The 22,444-nt window shown below is 65.1% G+C and carries 19 protein-coding genes; 6 read left to right on the top strand and 13 right to left on the bottom strand.

Translation table 11 applies throughout. The features are described 5' to 3' along the window. Positions 1-12 precede the first annotated feature (12 nt). On the bottom strand, positions 13-978 hold the full coding sequence (locus ACOQOU_RS10290; protein WP_306026077.1) for an NAD(P)H-binding protein: 966 nt from the start codon (positions 976-978) through the stop codon (positions 13-15). 212 nt (positions 979-1,190) lie between these two features. After that, positions 1,191-1,493 carry a hypothetical protein gene (locus ACOQOU_RS10285; protein WP_306025965.1) on the bottom strand — a complete coding sequence of 101 codons (303 nt, stop codon included), beginning with the start codon at positions 1,491-1,493 and terminating at the stop codon, positions 1,191-1,193. 125 nt (positions 1,494-1,618) lie between these two features. Between ACOQOU_RS10285 and ACOQOU_RS10280 the strand changes: the two genes are divergently transcribed. Further along, complete coding sequence (locus ACOQOU_RS10280) at positions 1,619-2,533, top strand: LysR family transcriptional regulator (RefSeq protein ID WP_109769357.1); 915 nt, start codon at positions 1,619-1,621, stop codon at positions 2,531-2,533. Between the two features lie 37 nt (positions 2,534-2,570). On the opposite strand, the gene ACOQOU_RS10275 is transcribed toward ACOQOU_RS10280, so the two are convergent. Together ACOQOU_RS10275 and polA are read right to left on the bottom strand one after the other, a co-directional pair. Then, positions 2,571-4,250 (bottom strand): FAD-dependent oxidoreductase, encoded by a 1,680-nt coding sequence (locus ACOQOU_RS10275; protein ID WP_306025966.1) that lies wholly within the window; start codon positions 4,248-4,250, stop codon positions 2,571-2,573. 28 nt (positions 4,251-4,278) lie between these two features. Next, positions 4,279-7,203, bottom strand: coding sequence for a DNA polymerase I (gene polA, locus ACOQOU_RS10270; protein WP_306025967.1), 2,925 nt, complete (start codon positions 7,201-7,203; stop codon positions 4,279-4,281). Between the two features lie 194 nt (positions 7,204-7,397). Here polA and ACOQOU_RS10265 point away from each other — a divergent pair, with 194 nt between their 5' ends. Then, positions 7,398-9,311 carry a L,D-transpeptidase family protein gene (locus ACOQOU_RS10265; RefSeq protein ID WP_306025968.1) on the top strand — a complete coding sequence of 638 codons (1,914 nt, stop codon included), beginning with the start codon at positions 7,398-7,400 and terminating at the stop codon, positions 9,309-9,311. A gap of 12 nt (positions 9,312-9,323) precedes the next feature. Here ACOQOU_RS10265 and ACOQOU_RS10260 read toward each other — a convergent pair whose 3' ends face one another. From ACOQOU_RS10260 to ACOQOU_RS10235, 6 genes are all read right to left on the bottom strand, one after another. Next, on the bottom strand, positions 9,324-9,689 hold the full coding sequence (locus ACOQOU_RS10260; RefSeq protein WP_420578712.1) for a septal ring lytic transglycosylase RlpA family protein: 366 nt from the start codon (positions 9,687-9,689) through the stop codon (positions 9,324-9,326). Between the two features lie 42 nt (positions 9,690-9,731). Further along, positions 9,732-10,619, bottom strand: coding sequence for an SDR family oxidoreductase (locus tag ACOQOU_RS10255; protein ID WP_306025969.1), 888 nt, complete (start codon positions 10,617-10,619; stop codon positions 9,732-9,734). Further along, positions 10,612-11,778 (bottom strand): tRNA epoxyqueuosine(34) reductase QueG, encoded by a 1,167-nt coding sequence (gene queG, locus ACOQOU_RS10250; RefSeq protein WP_306025970.1) that lies wholly within the window; start codon positions 11,776-11,778, stop codon positions 10,612-10,614. Before queG ends, ACOQOU_RS10255 begins: the two co-directional genes overlap by 8 nt. Before the next feature lie 24 nt (positions 11,779-11,802). Continuing rightward, positions 11,803-12,492 (bottom strand): glutathione S-transferase family protein, encoded by a 690-nt coding sequence (locus ACOQOU_RS10245; protein ID WP_306025971.1) that lies wholly within the window; start codon positions 12,490-12,492, stop codon positions 11,803-11,805. 72 nt (positions 12,493-12,564) lie between these two features. Continuing rightward, positions 12,565-13,509: a carbohydrate kinase family protein gene (locus ACOQOU_RS10240; RefSeq protein ID WP_306025972.1), complete on the bottom strand. Its 945-nt coding sequence runs from the start codon at positions 13,507-13,509 to the stop codon at positions 12,565-12,567. After that, entirely contained in the window at positions 13,506-14,615 is a 1,110-nt protein-coding gene (locus ACOQOU_RS10235; RefSeq protein ID WP_109769350.1) for a Gfo/Idh/MocA family protein, read from the bottom strand. Before ACOQOU_RS10235 ends, ACOQOU_RS10240 begins: the two co-directional genes overlap by 4 nt. Before the next feature lie 212 nt (positions 14,616-14,827). On the opposite strand from ACOQOU_RS10235, the gene ACOQOU_RS10230 reads away from it, so the two are divergent. Further along, entirely contained in the window at positions 14,828-15,607 is a 780-nt protein-coding gene (locus ACOQOU_RS10230) for an SDR family NAD(P)-dependent oxidoreductase (RefSeq protein ID WP_306025973.1), read from the top strand. 6 nt (positions 15,608-15,613) lie between these two features. Here the strand turns inward: ACOQOU_RS10230 and ACOQOU_RS10225 are convergent, their stop codons facing one another. After that, the gene (locus ACOQOU_RS10225; protein WP_306025974.1) at positions 15,614-16,219 is read right to left on the bottom strand and encodes a TetR/AcrR family transcriptional regulator; all 606 of its coding nucleotides are present in this window, start codon (positions 16,217-16,219) and stop codon (positions 15,614-15,616) included. A 102-nt stretch (positions 16,220-16,321) separates the two neighbouring features. On the opposite strand from ACOQOU_RS10225, the gene ACOQOU_RS10220 reads away from it, so the two are divergent. The 3 genes from ACOQOU_RS10220 (at position 16,322) to ACOQOU_RS10210 (ending at position 18,090) form a co-directional block, all read left to right on the top strand. Continuing rightward, the gene (locus ACOQOU_RS10220; RefSeq protein ID WP_306025975.1) at positions 16,322-16,807 is read left to right on the top strand and encodes a DUF1772 domain-containing protein; all 486 of its coding nucleotides are present in this window, start codon (positions 16,322-16,324) and stop codon (positions 16,805-16,807) included. Positions 16,808-16,831: 24 nt separating this feature from the next. Further along, the gene (locus ACOQOU_RS10215) at positions 16,832-17,680 is read left to right on the top strand and encodes a DUF6920 family protein (RefSeq protein ID WP_306025976.1); all 849 of its coding nucleotides are present in this window, start codon (positions 16,832-16,834) and stop codon (positions 17,678-17,680) included. A gap of 107 nt (positions 17,681-17,787) precedes the next feature. Next, positions 17,788-18,090: a potassium channel family protein gene (locus ACOQOU_RS10210; RefSeq protein ID WP_109769363.1), complete on the top strand. Its 303-nt coding sequence runs from the start codon at positions 17,788-17,790 to the stop codon at positions 18,088-18,090. Positions 18,091-18,105: 15 nt separating this feature from the next. Here ACOQOU_RS10210 and ACOQOU_RS10205 read toward each other — a convergent pair whose 3' ends face one another. Further along, on the bottom strand, positions 18,106-20,253 hold the full coding sequence (locus ACOQOU_RS10205; protein ID WP_306025977.1) for a malate synthase G: 2,148 nt from the start codon (positions 20,251-20,253) through the stop codon (positions 18,106-18,108). A 119-nt stretch (positions 20,254-20,372) separates the two neighbouring features. Next, positions 20,373-22,379 (bottom strand): hydantoinase/oxoprolinase N-terminal domain-containing protein, encoded by a 2,007-nt coding sequence (locus ACOQOU_RS10200; protein WP_109768383.1) that lies wholly within the window; start codon positions 22,377-22,379, stop codon positions 20,373-20,375. Positions 22,380-22,444: the final 65 nt, after the last annotated feature.

Here is a 22,444-nt window from a genome sequence, read left to right as displayed (position 1 = left end):
GCGCCGCGCCGCTCAGAAAACAGCGTGGTCGCCGCGATCAGCCGTCACCTCGCCCCTGACCAGACGGTCATAAAAACCGTACAGCGTCTCGGTTCCGAATGAGGGCGTCGCCTCGGCGTCGTAGCGCCCGGTGACGGGATCGAGGACGAGCATGGATTCGGTGGCATAGTAGCGGCCGATACGTGCCAGTTCCGCCTTGGCCGCCAGTTTGGATGAGAGGCGGCCCAGAATGCTTGTCGTCCAGATGATTGCATCGAGCAGCGCGACCGGTACGTGCCGGAACTTCGGCGGCCGGTCCAGGAGAGCGAACAGATAGTCGCCCTGCTGGCGCGGCGTGATGGCGTCGCCCGGACCGCCGATGGGCAATATGCGGTTGTGCCGTTCCGGGTCATCAATGCAACCGGCAATATAGCGGGCCAGATCGCCATCGGAAATCGGCTTGCAGGCGGTCAACCGACCATCACCAAAGACGAGGAAAGGTTTGCCCTGCCGCAGCCGCTCGACCTGACCCGACAGCGACTTGAAGAAGGCGGTGGGGCGGACGATCGACCAGGTCAGCCCCGAAGCGATCAGCGCATTCTCGAACGCCAGCTTGGCGTGCTGGAAGGCCAGTTTCGGCTTCTGCACGCAAATGGCCGACAAAAGGACGAAATGAGCTACGCCCGCCCGTTCGGCCAGTTGCAGCGCATTCAGGTTCGCATCGTGGTCGATGGCCCAGGCATCGCCGGGGGCGCCTGTTCGCGATGCGATGCAGGAAACGATGACATCGAAGCGCTCTCCGCAAAATCCGTCGCTGGCGAGCGAGTCCGGATCGGTCACGTCGCCATACCGGACGACGACGGCGTCGGGCATACCCGTTGCGGCGTCTGGCGATCGTCCTCCGGCATGGCGCGGCCTGACGAAGCAGACCACCTCATGACCGCAATCCACAAGCGCATGGGCCGTGGCGCGACCGACTGTTCCGGTGGCACCCAACAAGAGGATGCGACGGGGAGCGGGGCTCATGGGCACAGGAAGGCGCCGGGCGGCATTGGCGGGCTGGGATCAGGGAACATGCGTCCTTTTTATCGCGCAGCGGCCTGTCCCGGCAAGGACCGGACGGGTCCGTGATCCGATCCGGTTTGACCGAAGGCGCCGTCCGGCGGGCCGGGAGCATGCCGGACGGCGCAGGGGCTGGTCGATCGGGCCAATCAACGCCCCATCCCGGAGCGGGCTCGCAGACGCTCGAGCTCACGTGCGGCGTTGACATGGAGCGGCAGCCGGGCCGCCCATTCCACGTCGGCGCGGTTCACGCCCATGTCCCGGTAGACCCAGTCCTCCTTGCCGAGCAGCGCGCAATAGGCCTGGCGGTCGAGGCGCTGACGGCGGTGTTCGGCCGCCCGTTCGCGGCGGGTGACGAACCAGCCCAGGGCCTGTGCGGTCAGCCGGCGTCCAAGAGCGCCGGGCGTCACTGCGGTGGCGTGCCGGGCCAGTTCATTGTCGAAGACGGTCATTGGTCCACTCCTTCGGATCAGACATCCGGCTTGTCCGGAATGGGTGGACTGTGACGATTTCTTATGCTTCAATCAAACGAAACGATTTGACGCTATGATTCAGTTTTCTTGAACACAGGTTTTCCATGAACGTCTCCGAGACCAAACCCTTCGCGCCGCACGCGCCCGTCGACATCGATCTGCTGCGGACATTTCTGGCCATCGCCGAAACGCGCAGCTTCTCAAAAGCGGCCGAGCGGGTCTTTCGTACGCCATCGGCGGTTTCGATGCAGGTCAAGAAACTTGAAGACTTGCTGGGCGTCTCGGTGTTCACACGCGATTCGCGCTCGGTCGCGCTGACCGCAGAGGGCGAGATGCTTGTCGGCTATGCGCGCCGGATCCTGGCGCTGTCCAACGAGATGATGGCGCGTTTCGTCATGCCCGATGTCCAAGGAACGGTCCGGCTCGGTGCCGCCGACGATCATGGCGAACGGCTGCTGCCCCAGGTTCTGACGCGATTTGCCGAAACGCATCCCAATGTGGCGGTCGACGTGGTGATCGAGAATTCGGACCAACTCCTGCCGCGTTATGACCGCGGCGACCTCGATGTCGTCATCTTCACCGCCCGGCCGCAAAGCGCACTGCCCGCAGACGGGGTCGTGCTGATCGAAGAACAGCTTGTGTGGGCCGGTCTGAAGGGCGGCTGCGCGTGGGAGCGCGAGCCATTGCCTGTTTCGATGTGGGAAGAGGGCTGCTCGTGGCGCGCCAATGCGGTGGAGGCGCTCGGCGAGATGGGCCGCAACTTCCGCATCGCCTATATGAGCGCGCACACCGCTGGACAACGTGCCGCGTTGATGTCGGACCTCGCCATCGCACCGCTGCCGGCTTCCTGTGTCCGGCCGCCGCTGATTTGCCTTGGCAAGAAGCAGGGGCTTCCGCCGCTCGGCACCTACCAGAGCCGGATGCGCTTTCGACATGATGCCGGCGAATGCTCGCGCGCCGTCGCGGACCACGTTCTCGCCTGTTATGAGGCGCTCGAAAGCGGTGAGCTGGAGTGTTAAATCGCGAACACGATAAACCGGCAAATTTTATGATTTGTTAGCCGGCTTTTTTCTCGGCTGCCAGCGGCCCATTGCCTGGCTGACCTGCCAGCCAGGCATGCACGGCCGACACGACGACCGAACCTTCGCCGACGGACGACGCCACCCGCTTGACCGAGCCGGACCGGATGTCGCCGACCGCGAAAATGCCCGGTTCGCTGGTGGCAAAGGGCGATGAGGGATTGTCCGCATCGGCACCCGTGAGCACAAAGCCCTTTTCATCCGTCCTGACCAGGTCGCCGGCCCACGCGGCGTTCGGCTCCGCGCCGACCATCACGTAGAGCGCGCGGCAGGCAATGTCCTGTTTTTCTCCGGTCTGCATGTGGGTCAACGTAACCCCTGTCAGCCCGCCTTCGCCGCGCAACGCCGTCACTTCGCTTTGCGTGACCAGCGTGATGCGCGGATCGCGTTCGATGCGCGATGACAGATAATCGGACATGGTCTCGGAAAGCCCGTCGCGTCGCACGACGATATAAGTGTGCTCGGCATGGCGCGACAGGAACATGGCCGCCTGACCGGCCGAATTGCCGCCGCCGACGATCACCGCATTGGTTCCGTTGGCGTAACGCGCCTCCAGTTCGGTCGCCGCATAATAGATGCCGTTTCCCTCGTAGTCGATCAGGTTCGACAGGGGCAGCTTGCGATAGCGGGCGCCCGCCGCGATCACGACGGCGCGGGTATGCACCACATCGCCCGATTCCAGCGCGACTTCCAACACGTCGCCATCCTTGCGCAATCCGGCCGCCCGGTGCGGAACGGCGATGCGGGCCCCGAACTTGATCGCCTGGATTTCGCCCAGATAGGCCAGTTCGCTGCCGGAAATGCCCGTCGGAAAGCCAAGATAGTTTTCGATGCGCGAGGAGGTTCCGGCCTGCCCGCCAATTGCAGTGTCGTCGATCGCCAGCGTCTTGAGTCCTTCCGATGCACCGTAGACCGCCGCTGCAAGACCGCCCGGTCCGGCGCCGACGACGACCAGGTCGAACAGTTCGCCGACATCGGGCAGAAGCTCATATCCGAGCGCCTTGGCGAGCGTCAGCGGGCTGGGATCGTGCAGGACCGTGCCGCCGCGGACGATGGCGACGGTGCCGCGCGAGGGAAGGTCGTGCCGCCCGGCCGCAAAGGCATCGACCGCCGCGCGGTCGGCATGTTCGATGAAGCGGAACGGGATGCGGTTGCGGCTGGCATACTCCCGCAGGCCCAGGCAGGTCCGTTCGTTCTCGTCGCCAATGATCGTCAGCGCGCCGTCGGCCCATTCCACCAGCAGCTTGCGGCGCGCGGCGAAGGCCGACACCACGATGTCGCTGACCTCGGGTACCGTGGCGACCAGATGGCGCAGTTTTGCCGGATCCACTGTGAGAATGCGGCCCGCGCCTGCCATGACACCGGCAAAGAATGTGTGCTGGCCCATCAGCAGGCCCAGCTCGCCGGTGAAGTTGCCCGCCGTGATGGTGACCACGATGCTGTCGTCACGCCCGCGATCGACGATGTTCATGTCCGCGTCGATCAGATGAACCAACGGATAGTCGGGCCGGCCGACCTCCCAGACGACTTCGCCCGCAGCAACCGCTCGCTCGGTGCCATGCGCTTTGAGCACCTCCAGCGCATGGCCGGACAGTTCCGGCCATGCCTTACGCTCAAGGTCGCTGCGCGCGATCGATTTGCGGCCGTTTGCGGTCATGATCGGGTCCTCGGAAGCCGGCAGGCGGTCAGTGCGCTTCGTCCCAGTTGTGGGCGGCATTGGCGTCGACCTGCAACGGCACGCTCATCGCCACTGCCGGCATCGCCGCCTGCTCCATGACATCGCGGACGACATCAATCGTCGCTTCGACTTCGCCCTCGGGCACTTCGAAGATCAGTTCGTCATGGACCTGGAGCAGCATTTGCGCGGCGAGGTCTTCAGCCGACAAGGCATCTTCGATACGAACCATGGCCCGTCGTATGATGTCGGCGGCCGATCCCTGGATCGGCGCGTTGATCGCCGCGCGCTCGTTGAAGGCGCGCACCTGGGGGTTGGAGGACTTGATGTCCGGATAGTGCGCGCGGCGGCCGAAGACCGTTTCGACATAGCCGTGCTCGCGGGCGAACGCCTTGGTCGCGTCCATGTAATCCCGAATGCCGGGAAAGCGCTCGAAATAGGTCTTGATGTAGTCGCCGGCTTCGGAACGGGCGATGCCGAGCTGGTTGGCAAGGCCGAATGCCGAGATTCCGTAAATGATGCCGAAGTTGATCGCCTTGGCCCGCCGGCGCACCTCGGCGGGCATGCCCTCGACCGGCACGCCGAACATCTCCGATGCGGTCATGGCGTGAATGTCCATGCCGTCGGCGAAAGCCTGTTTGAGCTGGCCGATGTCGGCCATGTGCGCCAGAACGCGCAACTCGATCTGGCTGTAATCCGCCGAAACCAGCCGATGGCCCTTTTGCGCGACAAACGCAGTGCGGATGCGCCGGCCTTCCGCGGTCCGGATCGGAATGTTCTGCAGGTTCGGATCGGACGAGGACAGCCGGCCCGTCGATGTCGAGGCGAGGGCATAGGACGTGTGCACGCGGCCGGTCTGGGGATTGATGAAGCCGGGCAGGGCGTCGGTGTAGGTGGATTTGAGCTTGGTCAGCTGGCGCCAGTCGACGATCCGGCGCGGCAGTTCGTGGCCCTCGGCGGCCAAATCCTCAAGCACCTGGGCGGAGGTGGACCATTGGCCGGTCTTGGTCTTCGAACCGCCCGGCAGGTTCATCTTGCCGAACAGGATTTCGCCAAGCTGCTTGGGCGAACCGATATTGAAGCTCTCGCCGGCCAGATCGAAAATCTCGGCTTCGATGCCCGCGGCCTTCTGCGCGAATTCGCCCGACAGCCGGCTCAGTATCTGCCGGTCGACGGAAATGCCGCGGCGCTCCATACGCGCCAGAACGGCGATCAACGGCCGTTCGAGCCGCTCGTAGACGGACACCAGTCCTTCGGCGACCAGACGCGGTTTCAGCAGACGCCAGAGCCGCAGCGTGATGTCGGCATCCTCGGCCGCATAGCGCGTTGCCGCGTCGAGCGCGACCCGGTCAAAGGTCAGCGCCTTCTTGCCCGTTCCGGCGACATCCTTGTAGGCGATCGGCGTGTGGCCGAGCCAGCGTTCGGCTAGCGCATCCATCCCGTGATGACTGTTGTTGCCGCCGTCGAGCGCATAGGAGATCAGCATCGTGTCGTCGAAGGCCGCGATAGAAACGTCGTGACGGGCCATGACCTGAAGGTCATATTTGATGTTCTGCCCGACGATCAGGATCGACGGGTCCTCCAGCAAAGCCTTTAGTCGGCTCAGCGCTTCATCAAGACCTATCTGGCCGTCCACAAGGCCGCCTTCGCCGAGGAGATCGTCCTCGCCCTGACGATGGGCAAGCGGCACGTAGGCGGCCTCGCCCTCGGCATGGCTGAGCGAAAACCCGACCAGTGTCGCCTGCATGGCATCGAGCGAATCGGTCTCGGTGTCGAAGGCGACCACGCCGGCCGCCCTGGCGTTGTCGATCCATTCGTCGAGCGTTTGAGGATCGCGGATGCAGACATAGGTATCGGCATCGAAAGCGCCCGATCGGGCTGCCGTGGCACGCGCTTCGGCCAGCGCGCGCGGCGTGTCGACGCCGTCTTCGACCACGCCGGCAACGGCGTCAGCGCCGTCGGCGGTTCCGGCGTCCAGATCCGGACCACGCGCTTGCGCGCCCGCCTCGACCGCGACCTGGGCCGGATCGATCTCGCCGATCTCGGTTCCGGTCGCCTCGGCGACCCGGCGGGTCAGGCTGGAGAACTCCATCGCTTTCAAAAAGGCGACCAGCTTGGGGCCGTCCTGCGCTTCGAGCGCCAGAGCGTCCAGCGGAATATCGACGGGCGTGTCGGCCTTCAAAGTGACCAGTTGACGCGACAGGCGGGCCTGATCGGCAAATTCGATGAGGTTTTCGCGGCGCTTGTTCTGCTTGATCTCGGAGGCGCGCTCCAGAAGCGTGTCCAGATCGCCATACTCGTCGAGCAGCTGCGCCGCCGTCTTCGGGCCGATGCCGGGTACGCCCGGAATGTTGTCGGTGGAATCGCCCGCGAGCGCCTGAAGGTCGATCATCTTTTCGGGGCCGACGCCGAACTTCTCAAGGACCTCTTCGCGGCCGATCTGCCGGTCCTTCATCGTGTCATACATGGAGACGTGATCGGTGACGAGCTGCATCAGATCCTTGTCGGAGGAAATGATCGTCGCTTCGCCGCCGGCCTCCTCGGCCATCCGGCAATAGGCGGCAATGATGTCGTCAGCCTCGTAGCCTTCCATTTCGATGCAGGGCAGGTTGAATGCCTTCGTCGCTTCGCGGATCAGGCCGAATTGCGGCACCAGATCCTCGGGCGGTTCGGACCGGTTCGCCTTGTAGTCGGGATAAAGCTCATTGCGGAACGTCTTGGACGAATAGTCGAAGATGACCGCGAAATGGGTCGGCGTGACGCCGACATCGGTGTCGCGCGCATCCTGCAGCAGCTTCCACAGCATGTTGCAGAAGCCGGAGACGGCACCCACGGGCAGCCCGTCGGATTTGCGCGTCAGCGGCGGGAGGGCATGGAACGCGCGGAAGATGTAGGCCGAGCCGTCGACCAGAAACAGGTGATCGCCTTTTTTCATGGGGCAAGGCTTAGCGCGGCGTATGGCGGGCGGCAATGCGAAAGCGATGTCCTCCGTTTGGCTGGTGCCAAAGCGCGCGCATTCATGGTTTCTTCATCTTGGTTGACGCATTCTTTACGCGTCGGCGGCTTTATGCGGACGACCGAACCGGCTAGGCTCGCATAGACGGGGCGCAGATGATCGGGAGACGAAACGTGGTCCAATCGACTTTGGGGCGGATGCTGCTGGCATCGGCTGTCATCTTCACGGGATGGGCGGTAGCGCCAGGCGTGGCCGGCGCATCGGAAGTGCAGTTGCACGAATTGCTGTTCAACCGGGCCAAACGGCAGCAACGGCAGCGGGCAACACGCCCCCAGGGTCGCCAGCAGGCGGCGCCGCAGCGCCCGACCCAAAGCCGCGCCGCAGCGCGCCCGGTCCAGCGCATTTCAGGGCCGCGATACTACACCTACGCCGCGCCGGCGATCACCACGGTGACGCTGCTTTCACTGCTCCCGGACGTGGCGACCACCGGCGCCATCGACGATACGGACAGTTCTCTGCCGCCGCTGCCGGTTCTGGAGGAAGACCGGTTCGTCCAGGCGCTCGATTTCGCGCCCGATCAAAACATGGCCATCGAGCCGGCAATTGCAGACGCCATGCGCCGTCACTACGCGGAAAACCCAGCCTTTGTCTGGGTCAGCGGAATGAACCTCAACGCCAACGGCCAGACCGTTGCCGCCCTGGTCAACGATGCGGCCGCCCATGGCCTCGATGCCGCGCACTATGCGGTCGATCTGCCGTCTGCGGGTTGGTCGCCGGACGACCCCGCGTCGCGCTACCGCGATCTGATCGCCTTCGAGCTTCAACTGACCGCTCGCGCGCTGCGCTATGCCATGGACATGAAGGACGGCGCCGTCGATCCCAACAAGCTGTCCGGATATCACGACTTTTCTAAGGACCGGCTGACGGCGGATGCGGCATTGGACGGGCTGATGGCGGCCGGCGATCCGGCCGGATGGCTCGAAGGCCTGGCGCCGCGCCAGTCCGACTATCGGCGCCTCAAGGACGAACTGGCTGCCCTGCGCACCAGCACCGAAGACGCGATCGTCATTCCCGAAGGCACATTCCTGCGCCCCGGCACGGTGTCGGAGGCGTTGCCGATGGTGATGGCAGCGGCTGGCGAGAAGATGTCGGATGAGACCCGGGCCAAGCATGCCGCGATCATCGATGCCTATTCCGGCACGACGCTCTATGACGGCGCGCTGGTCGCGCTGATGCGCGATGTGCAGCGCGATCTCGGCCTGGTGGCAGACGGTATCGTCGGGCCGAGAACAGTTGCCGAGCTCGATGGCGAAAGCCTTGCGACCAAGATCAACCGGGTCGAGCTGGCGCTCGAACGGCTGCGGTGGCATCCGGAAGCCTATGGCAGCCGGCAGGTGGTCATCAACCAGCCCGAATACCGCGTCCGCTACATGGAAAACGGCGAAACCAAGCTGGCCATGCGGACGATCGTCGGCAAGCGCTCAAACCAGACCTACTTCTTCCACGACGAGATCGAGCATGTGGTCTACGATCCCTATTGGGGCGTGCCACAATCGATCATCGTCAACGAAATGCTGCCAAAGCTGCGGCGCGACCCGTCCTATCTGGACCGCAACGGTTATGTGGTCACAGGCGCTTCGGGCCGGCAGATCGCGTCGTCCTCGATCAACTGGTATCAGTTCTCCGGCAGCGTTCCCTACAATGTCCGGCAGAAGCCCGGGCCGCGCAACGCGCTTGGCGAACTGAAAATCATGTTCCCCAACAGCCACGCGATCTACATGCACGACACGCCCGCCAAGAACCTTTTTGCGCGCGACAACCGCGCGTTCAGCCATGGCTGCGTGCGGCTCGAAGACCCGCGCGCCATGGCCGCGGCGGTGCTGGGCAAGAGCACCGAGCATGTGGCAGCGCAGCTTGGCGGCTATGAGCAGGTGGAGAAACTGGCGGAGACCGTACCGGTCTATGTGGGCTATTTCACCGCCTGGCCGGACGATGACGGCGTTGTCGACTATCATGCCGACGTCTATGACCGCGACACCCATCTGCGCCGCGCGCTCGACACGGTGGGCAAGGCCCGCACCGGTTGACCGGACGACGGATCACCCCGTCCGGCTGATGCAGACAGGCACGATGCCTGAGCGCACCATGCCCAGGCGGCGGGCCGCTTCCTTGGAGACATCGACGATGCGACCGTGTACGAACGGTCCGCGATCGTTGACCCGCACCGTCACCGAGCGGCCGTTGGCACGGTTGGTCACCTCGATGCGGGTGCCGAAGGGCAGCGACGGATGCGCCGCCGTCATCTTGGACGGGTCCATCATCTCGCCCGAGGCGGTGCGAGAGGTCAGCGCGTACCAGGACGCCTTTCCGCATTGCTGGGCGGCCTCCGCCGGCACCGTTGCAAAAAGGGCGCCAAAGACCATCGCGGCGCAGGCTGCGCCGGTTGCCACTGTCCTGATCGACATCAATCGTCCTTCCGTCACGATGGACGCGCCCGATGGCAGCGATCAGGTGGACGGCGCCTGCCAGTCGTCGCCGGCCCACATCCGGTCGAATGCCGACCGGTAATCGGGATGGGCGAAGACAAACCCCAGCGCCTTGATCGCCGCGTTGGAAACGCGCTTGTTCTCGCCGTAAAAGGACCGGGCCATGGGCGACAATGTGGCGGATTCGAAGTCGATTTCGGGTGGCGGATCAACTTTCATGACCGAGGCGGCATAGGCGACAACGTCCTGCGGCGGCGCCGGCAGGTCGTCGGTGACGTTGAGGATGCCGTCATGTCGGCGCGCGGCGAGGAAGGCCAGCGCGCCGGCGATGTCGTCGACGTGGACGCGGTTGAAGACCTGACCGGACTTGACCAGACGTCGCGCCCGACCCGCCGCCAGATTGACGAAGGCGTTGCGACCCGGCCCGTAGATTCCCGACAGGCGCAGGATGGACAGCGGCACATTGCGTTCCTTGGCGAAAGCATGCCAGGCCCGTTCGGCGGCGAGCCGCTGGATCGAGCGTTCGGAAACGGGGCGCGGTTCGGTGGCTTCGTCCACCCAGCCGCCGTCATGATCGCCGTAAACGCCGACCGTCGACAGATAGGCTATCCACTCAAGATTCGGCGCGGCAGCGATGGCTTCACGCGCGGCGTGAAGCACCGGATCACCATCGGCATCCGGAGCGATCGAGACGACGATGTCGGTGGCTCGTGCGATCGCATCGGTCAGATCCGTTCGCAAGGCCTGGCCGGCGAAGATCACCGGCGTGATGCCCAGTTGCCGCAAGCTGTCGGCTTTGGCAGCATCGCGCGTCGTGCCGAAAACGGTTTCGCCGGCGGCGGCGAGCCGACGGCCGTAAGCGCGGCCCGAAAATCCGGCGCCGAAAACCAGCGTTATCCGTTCAGTCAACGGCAGCCTCCTCTGTGCTGTTCCATTCCGAAACGACATCGGGGTCCTTTTCCGCTAGCAGCCGTGCATCCCTTTCGGCGGTAAACGGCTCTGGCGCCATCTGCGCCAATGCCCAGACAGCCGCGCCGCGTACCAGTGGCTCGTCATCGTCAAGCAGCGCGACGACATGGGGCACCAGCGCCCGCTCGCCGCTGTTGCCGGCGGCGATCAGACAGTTGCGCACGAAACGGGCGCGGCCGATCCGCTTGACCGGGGAACCGGCAAAGCGCGCACGAAACGCCGCATCGTCCAGGATCAGCAGTTCATCCAGCGGCGGCGTGCGCATGTCGTCACGAGATTGGAGCTTCGCCTCGCGCGCGGCGCCGGCGAACTTGTTCCACGGGCAGACCGCTAGGCAATCGTCGCAGCCATAGATGCGGTTGCCGATGGCCTTGCGGAACGGGTGCGGCACCGGTCCCTTGTGCTCGATCGTCAGATAGGAAATGCAGCGTCGCGCATCGAGCTGGTAGGGCGCTGGAAACGCGTCGGTCGGGCAGATGTCGAGGCACGCCCGGCATGAGCCGCAATGATCGGTCTCGGCTTCGTCCGCCGGCAGTGCCATGTCGGTGAAGATCGCGCCCAGAAAGAACCATGATCCGAGATTGCGGCTGACGAGATTGGTGTGCTTGCCCTGCCAGCCGAGCCCGGCCCGTTCGGCCAGCGGCTTTTCCATCACGGGCGCCGTGTCGACGAAGACCTTGACGTCGGCTCCGGTGCGCGCGGCGAACCGGCCGGCCGCCTGCTTCAGCTTGCCCTTGATGACATCGTGATAATCGCGGTTGTGGGCGTAGCAGGAAATGGTCGCGCGATCGGTCCGCTCGAGCGCAGCGAGCGGATCGTAGGCATCGCCCGGGCCGTAGCTCATCGCCGCCATGACGATCGAGCGAGCATCGGGCCAGAGCGTCGTCGGGTCGGCGCGGCGGTCGCGCGTCTCGGCCATCCAGCCCATCGTGCCGTGCCAGCCCGCATCCAGAAACCGGTCGAGGCCCTTGGCGGCGCGGTCGATCCGGCCGGCCGGCGCGACCCCGACAGCATCAAAACCACATGCCTCAAGATCGCGCACGATGAATGCGCGCGCCTTTTTCGGATCGGTCAGGCGGTGGGACAAGGCCGTCGGCATGGCGGCACGCTATCCGGCCCGGTCTCAGAAATCGAGATCGGCGTAGTGCGACACCGGCGTCAGGCCGCGCACCCGGTCAGCCAGAAGCGGACGGAAGGAGGGCCGCGATTTCATCCGCGTGTACCAGTCGCGCGCCTGCGGCACCCCGGACCAGTCGATCTCGCCCATATAGTCGAGGATGGAAACGGCGGCGCCGGCGGCGATGTCGGCGGCGGAAATCGATGGCGCGCCAAGCCAGTCGCGGGTGCCGGCGAGCCAGTTCAGATAGCGCAGATGCTGCCGGATGTTGGCGCGGGCCGCGCGCATGGCTCCGCTGTCCGGCGCGCCGCCCCCCAGTTCGGCCGGCATTGCCAGCTTGTCGATTCGCTCGCGCACCAGCGCGCGGGTGACATCGGCTTCGAGCTTGACGATGAACCAGTCCACCAGGCGCCGCACCTCGGCGCGTTCAAGCGGATAGTCGGGCATCAGGCGGCGTTCGCGCGCCATGACGCCACGTGTTTCATCGAGGTACTCGGCAATTGGGTGGGCGCCGCTGAGCGGGACACCCGCCTCGGCGACGAGGACGGGAATGGTCCCGGCCGGGTTCATCGCCAGAAACTCCTGCCGGCGTTCCCATGGACGTTCTTCGTGCAACTGCGCCTCGACGCCATATTCAGCCAGCAACAGGCGGACGAACCGGCAGGGCGCCGACATGGGCATATGATGGAGAATCATCTCGGTCTCGCGCGCGGTGCAAAGCGGAAGGGCCAAGTGATACGCACCGAACCATGGCGGTGCAATGGCGGTTCAGCCGGCGAATGCCTCAATCTCCGCAAGCGTCGGCAGGTCGGCCCCGCGCCGGGTGCAGGTCAGCGCCGAGGCCCTGACGGCGAAGCCGGCCACTTCGGCGATATCGGCATTGCGCGCCTTGCCGGCTCCCACGAGATCGTTCGCCTTCAGGGAATGCAGGCACGCCGCCATGAAGGTGTCGCCGGCGCCGACAGTGTCGACGACATCGACGGCAATGCCCGGCACGTGCGTCAGCCGTCCGTCGGCCGATCCCGCAATCGCGCCATTGGGCCCGCGTGTGACGAAGGCGAGATCCGCGCCGGCAACCAGTGCCTGTTCGATGAACCATTCAAGCGGCTTGCCGGGCCATAAAAGCCCGACATCCTCGTCGCTTGCCTTGACCAGGCCGGCGAGCGGCAGCATTTCGCCGATTCGCTGCCGCCACAGGTCAAGGTCGGCGACAACCATGGTGCGGACGTTGGGGTCGAACGAGATGAAGCGGGCATCCGCCTCGCGCCGGGCCAGCGTGCGCAGCGTGTTTCCGGTCGGCTCGAACACGGTCGCGAACGACCCAAGGTGGATCACATCGACATCGTCGCCGAGCCGTTCGGGGATGTCCGAGGGTTCCATGGAGCAGTCGGCGGTGCCGTTGCAGTAGATGGAATAGCGCGGATGGCCGTCGAGGCCGGTTTCAACGAGCGCCACCGTCGTCAGATTGTCGGTTTCGACGCAGTAGCGGTCCAAAACGCCATTGTCGGCCATGAAGGCACGCAGGCGACGACCGAGCAGGTCCGTGGAAATCCGTGTGAACAGGCCCGCCGCTGTGCCCATCCGCGACAGGCCAAGCGCGACATTGAGCGGCGAGCCGCCGACGACGCCATCAATCGAAACGCCGTGGCCGCCCGATGCGTCGGACGGCCTTGCGAACATGTCGAACAGGGCTTCCCCGCAGGTCAGGATCATGATGGCGCGTCCCCCAGATGCACGATCTCGCCGTTCCGGATCGACCGTTCGGCGGCTTCGCCCATCTCCACCGCGCGCGCCCCGTCCGTCAAGCTCACATCGGGCTTGCCGCCCTCGCGAACGATGCGGGCAAACTCGCGATGCTGGTAGAAGGTACCGCCATGATGGTCGCCGGCGGCGAGCACCTGATCGTCCACATGGATTTCCTCGCGCAACGGCGCCTTGTCCGCGCGTGGGGAAATCACGATTTCCGAGGCGCGTTCGCCGCCGCCCGGCCAGAAACGCGACGGGCCAGGCACCATCGCCTCGATCTTGCCCGCCGAACCGGTCACCGAAACGTGCTCCTGCCACCAGGAGCCTTCGGCGAACATGCACAGATCAAGGGATGCGCGCATGCCATTGTCGAAATCGACGATGACGAAGGCGTTGTCGAGCACGTCGGGGACGCCCTCGTCATGAACCTCGTCGCGATGGTTGAGATCGTGGCCGCCCGAACCGAAGATGCGCACCGGCTCGGCCTGCGTGATCAGCCGCATCAGATCGAAGAAGTGGCAGCATTTTTCGACCATCGTGCCGCCGGACCGGTGGGAAAAGCGGTTCCAGTTTCCCGGCTTGACCAGAAACGGATAGCGGTGCTCGACGATCGAGATCATCTTGAGATCGCCTGCGGTGCCGTTGCGCGTTTCCTCGATCAGCCGGGCGACGGGCGGCATGTACCGGTATTCCATCGCCACCCACACCGGCGCGTGCCGGTTGTGGGCGCGGCGCGCCAGATCGCGCGCCCTTTCGGCCGATGTGGCCGAAGGCTTTTCGAGCAGGATGGGCAGGCCGGTCGCCAGGGCATCCAGCATGATGTCGTAATGGGTGTCGTTGGGACTGACGACGATCAGCGCGTCGATGGTTTCGGATGATAGCAGTGTTGCGTGATCGGCGTATGCGGCCACACCGGTCATGCCGGCGGTCTGCGCGGCGGCGAGACCGGCCTGGCGCATCTCGTCACGCGTGTCGGCGATGGCGGCGACGGTCGCGCCCTCCAGAAGCGCTATGTTGCGGATGTGCTCCTGGCCCATCATGCCGGTGCCGATGACGCCGTAGCGCAGGGTCATGCGTTTCGTCCCAACTGGCCCGCGTCATTGCTCGCACGACGCCGCTTGTCCCAAGTGAAAGGCGAAATCCGCCCTAGCGCGCGCTTCGGCGAGCAGCAAGACAATTGTGGTTGAATGATGGAGGAATTTGCACCGGCCAACGGGAAGCCGGGGGCGCTTGCAGCGGCCAGTTCACCATGCCAATACCGATTTCAACGGTCGGGGAGGACAATGTGACACAACAAGACGGCAATGTGGCGATGATCACCGGCGCCGCACGGGGTATCGGACTGGCGACCGCCAAGCGGTTTCTGGCCGAGGGCTGGCATGTGGTCATGATCGACCGGTTGGGCGACCTGCTGCAGAAAGAGGCGCGGGCACTCGGCAGCAACCGCGCCCATCCGATCGTGTGCGACGTGTCGGTGCCCGATCAGGTTTCATCCGCGGTGACAGAGACGCTTGAGACGCTTGGGCGGATCGACGCGCTGGTGAACAATGCCGGCATTGCCGAGTTCGCGCCGCTGCTCGAGACGAGCTTTGAGACATGGACGGAGGTGATGGCGACCAATCTGAACGGCCCGTTCCTGATGACACAGGCGGTCGCTCCCCACATGGTGGCCGCCGGGCGCGGCGGCGCGGTGGTCAACGTCACCTCGATCTCGGGCATTCGCGCATCTACCATGCGCGTTGCCTATGGCACGTCCAAGGCCGGGCTGGCCCACCTGACCAAGCAATATGCGGCCGAACTGGGCGATTACGGTATTCGGGTCAATGGCGTGGCGCCGGGACCGGTGGAAACCGCCATGGCCGCCAAGGTGCACACGCCGGAAATCCGGCAGTCCTATTACGACCACATGCCGCTGCCGCGCCACGCCGCCGAGAGTGAGATCGCCAGCGTGATCTGGTTTCTCTGTTCACCCGATTCGGCGTTCGTCACCGGCCAGATCATCGCCGCGGACGGCGGCTTTGCGGCCACGGGCGTCGGCCTGCCGGATCTGCCGGCGCGGGGATGACGGCGATCAAGTCCTAAAGAGACGCGTGATGCCGCCGACGGCACGCATTGCCCGTGTACGGATCGCATCATCGGGCAGCGGCCCGATCGCGCCCGTTGCGCGGCGGATCTGCAGGTCGCCGATGAGCAAGGCGACATAGGTCTCGGCCACCTCGCCGGCATCGTCGAAAGCCAGAAGTCCCCTGTCGCGCGCCCGACCAAGCAGTTCCGCGATCAATGGCACGACCGCCTCGCGCCCCGATTCGGCCAGCGCCGGGCCCAGCGTCGCGGTGTCATGGACATCGCCGACCGCAGCGCGGTTGAGGGCGATGGCGCGCTCGCCGGTGACCAGATCAAGAAGCAGCGGGCCGACGGTCGCCAGTGTCTCCAGCGGGTCTGCATCGGCGCCGTCGAGGCGGGTGCGCAGCAATTCGGCCACGTCCCGCGCATTGGCCTTGACCAAAGCGGCGAACAGGCCCTGCTTGTTGCCGTACCACTTGTAGAGCGTCTCGTTGGACGCACCGGCCCGACGCGCGACCTCCAGCATGGACGTGGCCTTGTAGCCCTTCTCGATCAGCAGCGCGAAGGCGGCATCCTCGATCGCCGTGCGGCGCCGGTCTGCATAATCGCCCATGGCGGTCTGTCCCTTACCAAAGTTTCATTTGCAAAATTCCGTAAACCTTTTTACGGATCATTGCAAACGTACAACACTTTACACTGATGGAGCAATGCTGTCATGATCGAACTCACCCGCACCGCGCCAATGGCGCCGATCCTCATGCTCGGCCTGATGGCCGGCTTCTTCTACGCCTTCTCGGTCTGCGTGATGACCGGCCTCGACGCCATCTCGCCCGACAAGGCAATTGCCGCCATGCAGGCGATCAATGCGTCGGTCAGAAATCCGGTCTTCTTCGTCACCTTCTTCCTGACCCCGGTCTTCGCCGTTGGCGCTTCGGTACTGGCATTTGCGATCGGAGACACCCGTTCCGGCCTCTTCATGGCCGCAGCCGCCGGCATCTATGTCCTGGCCGCCGTCGTGCCGACCGCGCTGGTCAATGTGCCGATGAACGAGGCACTGGCCGCGATCGATCCTGCCGGTGTCGATGCCGCTGCCCTCTGGTCGAACTATTCGGCGCGCTGGACCTTCTGGAACACGGTTCGGACGCTGACCACGACCGCCGCGCTGGCGGTCGCCATCTTCCCCCTCATCGAAAGCCGCTAGGCGGCACCCGACAGGAGACTTCCCATGAAAACACGTAATCTGATCTTGTCGGCGACAGTCGCCGCAATCGTCGTGGCCACAGGCACCATCGCCTACCATGCGCACGCCACCCGCGCGGCGATCACCGGGTTCGAGCAGACCGTCATCGACCGTGCCACCGCAAGTCCCGCGCCCTGGACCGATACGTTGCCCGACACGCTTCCAGAGCCGGTTGCCCGCTATTTCGCCTATGTCTTTCCCGACGGCCCGCCCGACCATGCCTATGTGGAAATCGAGGCAGCGGGCCAGTTCCGCCGGCCCTTGACCGAGACGTTCCAACCGACGACGGCGCGGCAGGTGATTTCGCTGCGGGCGCCGGACCTGGTGTTCTCGGCGGACACGCCGCTCTGGGGCCCGGTCTGGGCGATTGCCTACGATGCCTACATTGACGGTCAGATGGAAATGGCGGCCAAGCTGCTGTCGACGGTCACCGTCATGTACGAAACATCGACGCCGGCGCTGAACCGGACGTCGCTGCGCCGCTGGCTTCTTGAAAGCCCGGCCTATCCGATGGCGCTTCTGCCCGGCGGGCCGGTGACCTGGGAACCGGTCGACGACAACCGGGCGCGGGCGGTCGTGCGCGCCTTCGGCGAGGAGGCGTCGCTGGTCGCGACCTTCGATGCGGACGGCGCGCTGACGCGGTTCGATGCAGAGACCGACGGCGACCTGACGACGCCCTATCACGGCTCGGGCGAGCACACCGCGCGGAGTGACTACCAAATGATCGACGGCGTGCGTGTTCCTCTCGCCTTCACCATTGCCCGTGCCGCGGGCGGCGAGATCATCCCGTTCTGGGAGGGCCGGATCACGGCCATCCGGTTCGGCGGCACCTGACCTGCGCGCAAAGCCAATGCCATTTTTCTGGGGAGGCCGGCGCCAGCCGCTGGCCTTCGCGGCCGACCGCCGACACACTTGTCGGCGGTTAACGGATGTTTCCCGCCATGCCCAGCATTCGCATTGTCGCCCTTGTCACCAGCCTGTCACTGATCATCGGCATCGGCACCGTGTTCTTCCGCCTTGTCGAGGGCTGGACCTGGGTGGACAGCTATTTCTTCGCAGTCGTCACGCTGTCGACCGTCGGCTACGGCAATCTGGTTCCCGCGACCGCCCTGGGCAAGGTCGGCACAACGGTGTTCATCTTCGTCGGGCTCGGCATCTTCGCCGCCGCCATCCAGCAGATCGCGGCAGCGACGCTGCAACGCCGGCGAATCAATCCGCGCGACGGCAAGAATCGAACCAATTGAAGCCGGCTTGCCGGCTCAAGCCGCCTTCAGTTCCAGACGCCGGGCATGCAGGATCGGCTCGGTATAGCCGGAGGGCTGCTCGCGGCCCTTGAGCACCAGATCGAGCGCCGCCTGGAATGCGATCGAGCCGTCGAAATCGGGCGCCATGGGCCGGTAGGCCGGGTCGCCGGCATTCTGGCCATCGACCACCTCGGCCATCTTCTTCATCGTGTCGACGACCTGCTCCTTCGTGACGATGCCATGATAGAGCCAGTTGGCGATGTGCTGCGACGAGATGCGCAGCGTTGCGCGGTCCTCCATCAGGCCGACATCGTTGATGTCCGGCACCTTGGAGCAGCCGACGCCCTGGTCGATCCAGCGGACGACATAGCCCAGAATCCCCTGCGCATTGTTCTCCACCTCGCGGAGCTTCTGCCGGTCACTCCATTTGCGGTAGGTCGCGAGCGGAATGTCGAGCACCGCATCGACATAGGCGCGGCGCCCGGCCGCCTTGAGCTGCGCTTGCACCGCGAAGACATCGACCTGGTGATAGTGCAAGGCGTGCAGCGTCGCGGCGGTCGGGCTGGGCACCCAGGCGCAATTGGCGCCGGCCTTGGGATGCTCGATCTTCTGTTCGAGCATGGCGTGCATCCGGTCCGGCATGGCCCACATGCCCTTGCCGATCTGCGCCTTGCCCGAAAGGCCGCATTTCAGACCGATATCGACATTCTGGTTCTCGTAGGCGGTGATCCAGGACTTGCGCTTGATGAAGTCCTTGCGGCTGAACGGACCGGCTTCCATCGATGTATGGATCTCGTCGCCGGTGCGGTCCAGAAAGCCCGTATTGATGAAGGCGACGCGATGACTTGCGGCGCGGATGCACTCCTTGAGATTGACGCTGGTGCGCCGCTCCTCGTCCATCACGCCGAGCTTGACGGTGTGGCGCGGCAGGCCAAGCGCATCCTCGACCCGATCGAACATCTCGCCGGCGAACGCCACCTCGTCCGGTCCGTGCATCTTCGGCTTAACCACATAGACCGAACCATGCAGCGAGTTGCGGTCGCCGCCATCCTTCTTCAGGTCATGCATCGCGATGAGCGTGGTGATCATCGCATCCATAAGACCCTCGAAGACCTCATTGCCATCAGCATCGAGGATCGCCGGATTGGTCATCAGATGGCCGACATTGCGGACCCAGAGCAGTGCCCGGCCCTTGACGATCACTTCACCACCGTCCGGGCCGGTGTAACGACGATCGGCCTCGAGCTTGCGATCGACCGGCCGGCCGGCCTTTTCGAAGCTGGTCTTGAGGTCGCCTTTCATCAGTCCGAGCCAGTTGGCATAGGCCAGAACCTTGTCTTCGGCATCGACGCAAGCGACCGAATCCTCGCAATCCATGATCGCCGACACCGCGCTCTCCAGCATGACATCGGCGAGGCCGGCCTGATCGCGGCTGCCGATCGGGTGGGCACGGTCAAACACCAGTTCCACGTGCAGCCCGTTATTGACCAGAAGCACGGCATCGGGCGCTTTCGGATTGCCCCTGTAGCCGGCAAACTTTTGCGGCTCGAGCAGCGGCAGATCGTCGATGAGAAGCGCGCCGTCCTTGACGTGGTAGCGGCGCGCATCGGCGTGGCTGGTGCCCTCGATCGGGAAAGCCTGGTCGAGAAAGACACGAGCGCGGGCGACGACGCGTGCTCCGCGTCCGCGGTCGTAACCGCCGGGCCTGGGCGGCGTGCCCATCGCATCGGTGCCGTAAAAGCCGTCATAGAGACTTCCCCAACGTGCATTGGCGGCGTTGAGCGCATAGCGGGCATTGGTGATCGGCACGACGAGCTGCGGGCCGGGCACACTGGCGATCTCCGGATCGACATTGGCGGTCTCGATCTCGAAATCGGGTCCCTCCGGCAACAGATAGCCGATCTCCTCGAGAAAGCCGCGATAGGCGTCATGGTCATGCGGCTGGTTGCGGCGCTTTGCATGCCATGCATCGATCTGCGATTGCAGTTTCTCGCGTGTTTCCAGAAGTGCGCGGTTCTTCGGGGTCAGATCGGAAACCATCGCCGCGAAGGCGGCAAAGAACGCGTCCGCGTCGATACCGGTTCCCGGCATTGCCTCGTCGACGAGGAAGTCGTGCAGGGCCTTGTCGATCTGCAATCCATTGCGGTCGATGCGGTCGGCCATGAAGGTCTCCAAGAGCTGGTTTGGCTGCAGTGCAGCAAAAAGCGGTTGCGCGCGGTTATCGCGGCCGGCCATTCGGTGTCAATCCAGCCGATAGTGCGACCCGGCTCCACGGCGCCGCGTCAGACCGCCGCCGGCCTTCCCGTTGCCGTGGCGGTCACCGTCGCGGAAACGAACTGGCGACGATCATCGAGTGTCACCGCCTCGACGTCGCTGCGCACATCGATCTCCGGTTCGCCGGCGCCCGCCGCCGCGGCCTTGGCCGCCGCCGCGACGCGGCAGGCAGCTGCGGCTGCTTCGAGCGCTGCTTTCTCCGAACGAAGGACCTGACGCGGCGGTTCTATTGCGGCACCGGAGACGACGAAACCGCCGCTTTCATCATCCGGGACGATCTCGGCCATCGCCGAAACGCGAATTTGACCGGCCACCGCGCCGATCGCATTGGCGACATCTGCATGGTCGGGCACGACCGCTTCGATCGCCAGGAGCCCGCCGACGCCGGGATAGACCGATGCCGCGCCGGCGCCTAGCCCGATCACCGGGCGGTCAAGCAGAAGTGCGGCACGCACATAGTGTCCCGATCGGTCGAGGGCACGCTGGACGAGCGGCGAGGCAAGAAGACGCCGATCGCTCAGCCCATCGGCGGCCAGACCGGTTTGCAGCACCCGTTCGGCAGAAAGGCGGACGAGACGCTCGGCGACGGTTCGGGCCAGGGCTTCGGGCGAGGCCGCGATCGGCCTGCCACGCCCATCCTTGCGGCGGGCGAAAAGCGCGGCGCCCAGGTGAGCCGCGTCTGTGTTCCAATGGTCGAACCGGCCCTCCACATGCCCGGCATCGGTGGGCGTAAAGCCGGCCACCAGAACCAGCCCACGCGCGGCGAGCCCGTCGAGCGTTGCCACCTCGGATGTGGATCTCAACAACCGGTCAAGCGGCACGGGCTCGTCGCCGATCCGTGCGAACAGATCGGCCTGCGACCGGGTGAGACCGCCATACTGGTCCTGCGGCAGACCGGCCTGGACGGCGAACCGACCATCGAGCCGGCCTGCGAACGGGGAATCGAGCTGTCGTTTCAGATGCGGAACAATTTGTCCGGGATAGAGCGTTTCGAGCAACGACACTGGAACAAGCCGTCGCGGACCCAGGCACAGTTCGGGTTCGAGCGCGCCGTCTTCGAGATGGATTTCACTGTCACCGCCCAGACCATAGGTGTGAACGTCGATGGCTTCGACCATGGTGCGGTGACCGCCCACTTCGGCGCCGGCGGGGTCGAGCATCGGCCGTCCGGCATCCAGAATCGCGACGTCCGTCGTAGTACCGCCAATGTCGGCGACATAGCCATCATCACGGCCGGTGAGAAAATGCGCGCCGACGACGCTCGCGGCCGGCCCCGACAGGATCGTCTCAATCGGCCGAAGCGTGGCGAACTCTGCCGAGACGAGCGAACCGTCGCCGCGCACGACCATCAGCGGCGCGGTGATGCTGCGTTCCGCCAAAAAGCCGCGCGTGGCCGCGATCAGCCGGGCGATCAGGCCGATCAGACGGGCGTTCAGGACCGTGGTCAAGGCGCGGCGCGGGCCGTCCAGTTTCGATGACAGCTCGTGGCTGCAGGTGACGGCGCGGCCGGTGCGTGTGGCGATCAGGTCGCGCACGGCGATCTCATGCTCGGGGTTGCGAACCGCAAAATATCCGGCCACCGCAAAGGCGGAAACATCGGCGCCGAGCGCATCGATCCGGGCTTCGAGCGGCGCCAGATCGAGCGGCTTGGCGCGGCCGTGAATATCGTGGCCACCGGGTAGAAGCTGGACCGGATCGTCGCCGAGCGCATTGCGCAGGCCGGCCTTATCGAGATCGGCTTCGCCGAAGCCGATCATGACAAGCGCGACCCGCCCGCCCTGACCTTCGACCAGCGCGTTGGTTGCGAGCGTCGTCGAGACCGACACCAGGCCGATCGCGGCCGGATCGGCGCCGGCCCTATCAAGCGCCTTGCCGGCAGCCTCTGCAATGCCGATCGCCAGATCGTGTCGGGTGGTCAGCGCCTTGGCCTTGGCGACAACCAAGCCGGCGGCAGCGTCGAAGATCACCGCGTCGGTGTAGGTGCCGCCCGTATCGAGACCGAGAGAAAGGGACATGGATCACGCCTGTTTGCGGCGTCAGCATGTATGGCGTGCGCGGCACAGCCGCAACGGCTTTGTGG

It is taken from the genome of Oceaniradius stylonematis, assembly GCF_965223445.1.
Lineage (GTDB): Bacteria > Pseudomonadota > Alphaproteobacteria > Rhizobiales > Rhizobiaceae > Roseitalea > Roseitalea stylonematis.
The sequence above is the reverse complement of the archived record's forward strand: the minus strand, read 5'-3'. Positions and strand labels throughout refer to the sequence as shown.

Coding starts and splice junctions, on each gene's coding strand:
- ACOQOU_RS10285 (WP_306025965.1), bottom strand. CDS start 1,493: ATGACCGTCTTCGACAATGAACTGGCCCGGCACGCCACCGCAGTGACG.
- ACOQOU_RS10280 (WP_109769357.1), top strand. CDS start 1,619: ATGAACGTCTCCGAGACCAAACCCTTCGCGCCGCACGCGCCCGTCGAC.
- ACOQOU_RS10275 (WP_306025966.1), bottom strand. CDS start 4,250: ATGACCGCAAACGGCCGCAAATCGATCGCGCGCAGCGACCTTGAGCGT.
- polA (WP_306025967.1), bottom strand. CDS start 7,203: ATGAAAAAAGGCGATCACCTGTTTCTGGTCGACGGCTCGGCCTACATC.
- ACOQOU_RS10260 (WP_420578712.1), bottom strand. CDS start 9,689: ATGTCGATCAGGACAGTGGCAACCGGCGCAGCCTGCGCCGCGATGGTC.
- queG (WP_306025970.1), bottom strand. CDS start 11,778: ATGCCGACGGCCTTGTCCCACCGCCTGACCGATCCGAAAAAGGCGCGC.
- ACOQOU_RS10245 (WP_306025971.1), bottom strand. CDS start 12,492: ATGATTCTCCATCATATGCCCATGTCGGCGCCCTGCCGGTTCGTCCGC.
- ACOQOU_RS10240 (WP_306025972.1), bottom strand. CDS start 13,509: ATGATCCTGACCTGCGGGGAAGCCCTGTTCGACATGTTCGCAAGGCCG.
- ACOQOU_RS10235 (WP_109769350.1), bottom strand. CDS start 14,615: ATGACCCTGCGCTACGGCGTCATCGGCACCGGCATGATGGGCCAGGAG.
- ACOQOU_RS10225 (WP_306025974.1), bottom strand. CDS start 16,219: ATGGGCGATTATGCAGACCGGCGCCGCACGGCGATCGAGGATGCCGCC.
- ACOQOU_RS10220 (WP_306025975.1), top strand. CDS start 16,322: ATGATCGAACTCACCCGCACCGCGCCAATGGCGCCGATCCTCATGCTC.
- ACOQOU_RS10215 (WP_306025976.1), top strand. CDS start 16,832: ATGAAAACACGTAATCTGATCTTGTCGGCGACAGTCGCCGCAATCGTC.
- ACOQOU_RS10210 (WP_109769363.1), top strand. CDS start 17,788: ATGCCCAGCATTCGCATTGTCGCCCTTGTCACCAGCCTGTCACTGATC.
- ACOQOU_RS10205 (WP_306025977.1), bottom strand. CDS start 20,253: ATGGCCGACCGCATCGACCGCAATGGATTGCAGATCGACAAGGCCCTG.
- ACOQOU_RS10200 (WP_109768383.1), bottom strand. CDS start 22,379: ATGTCCCTTTCTCTCGGTCTCGATACGGGCGGCACCTACACCGACGCG.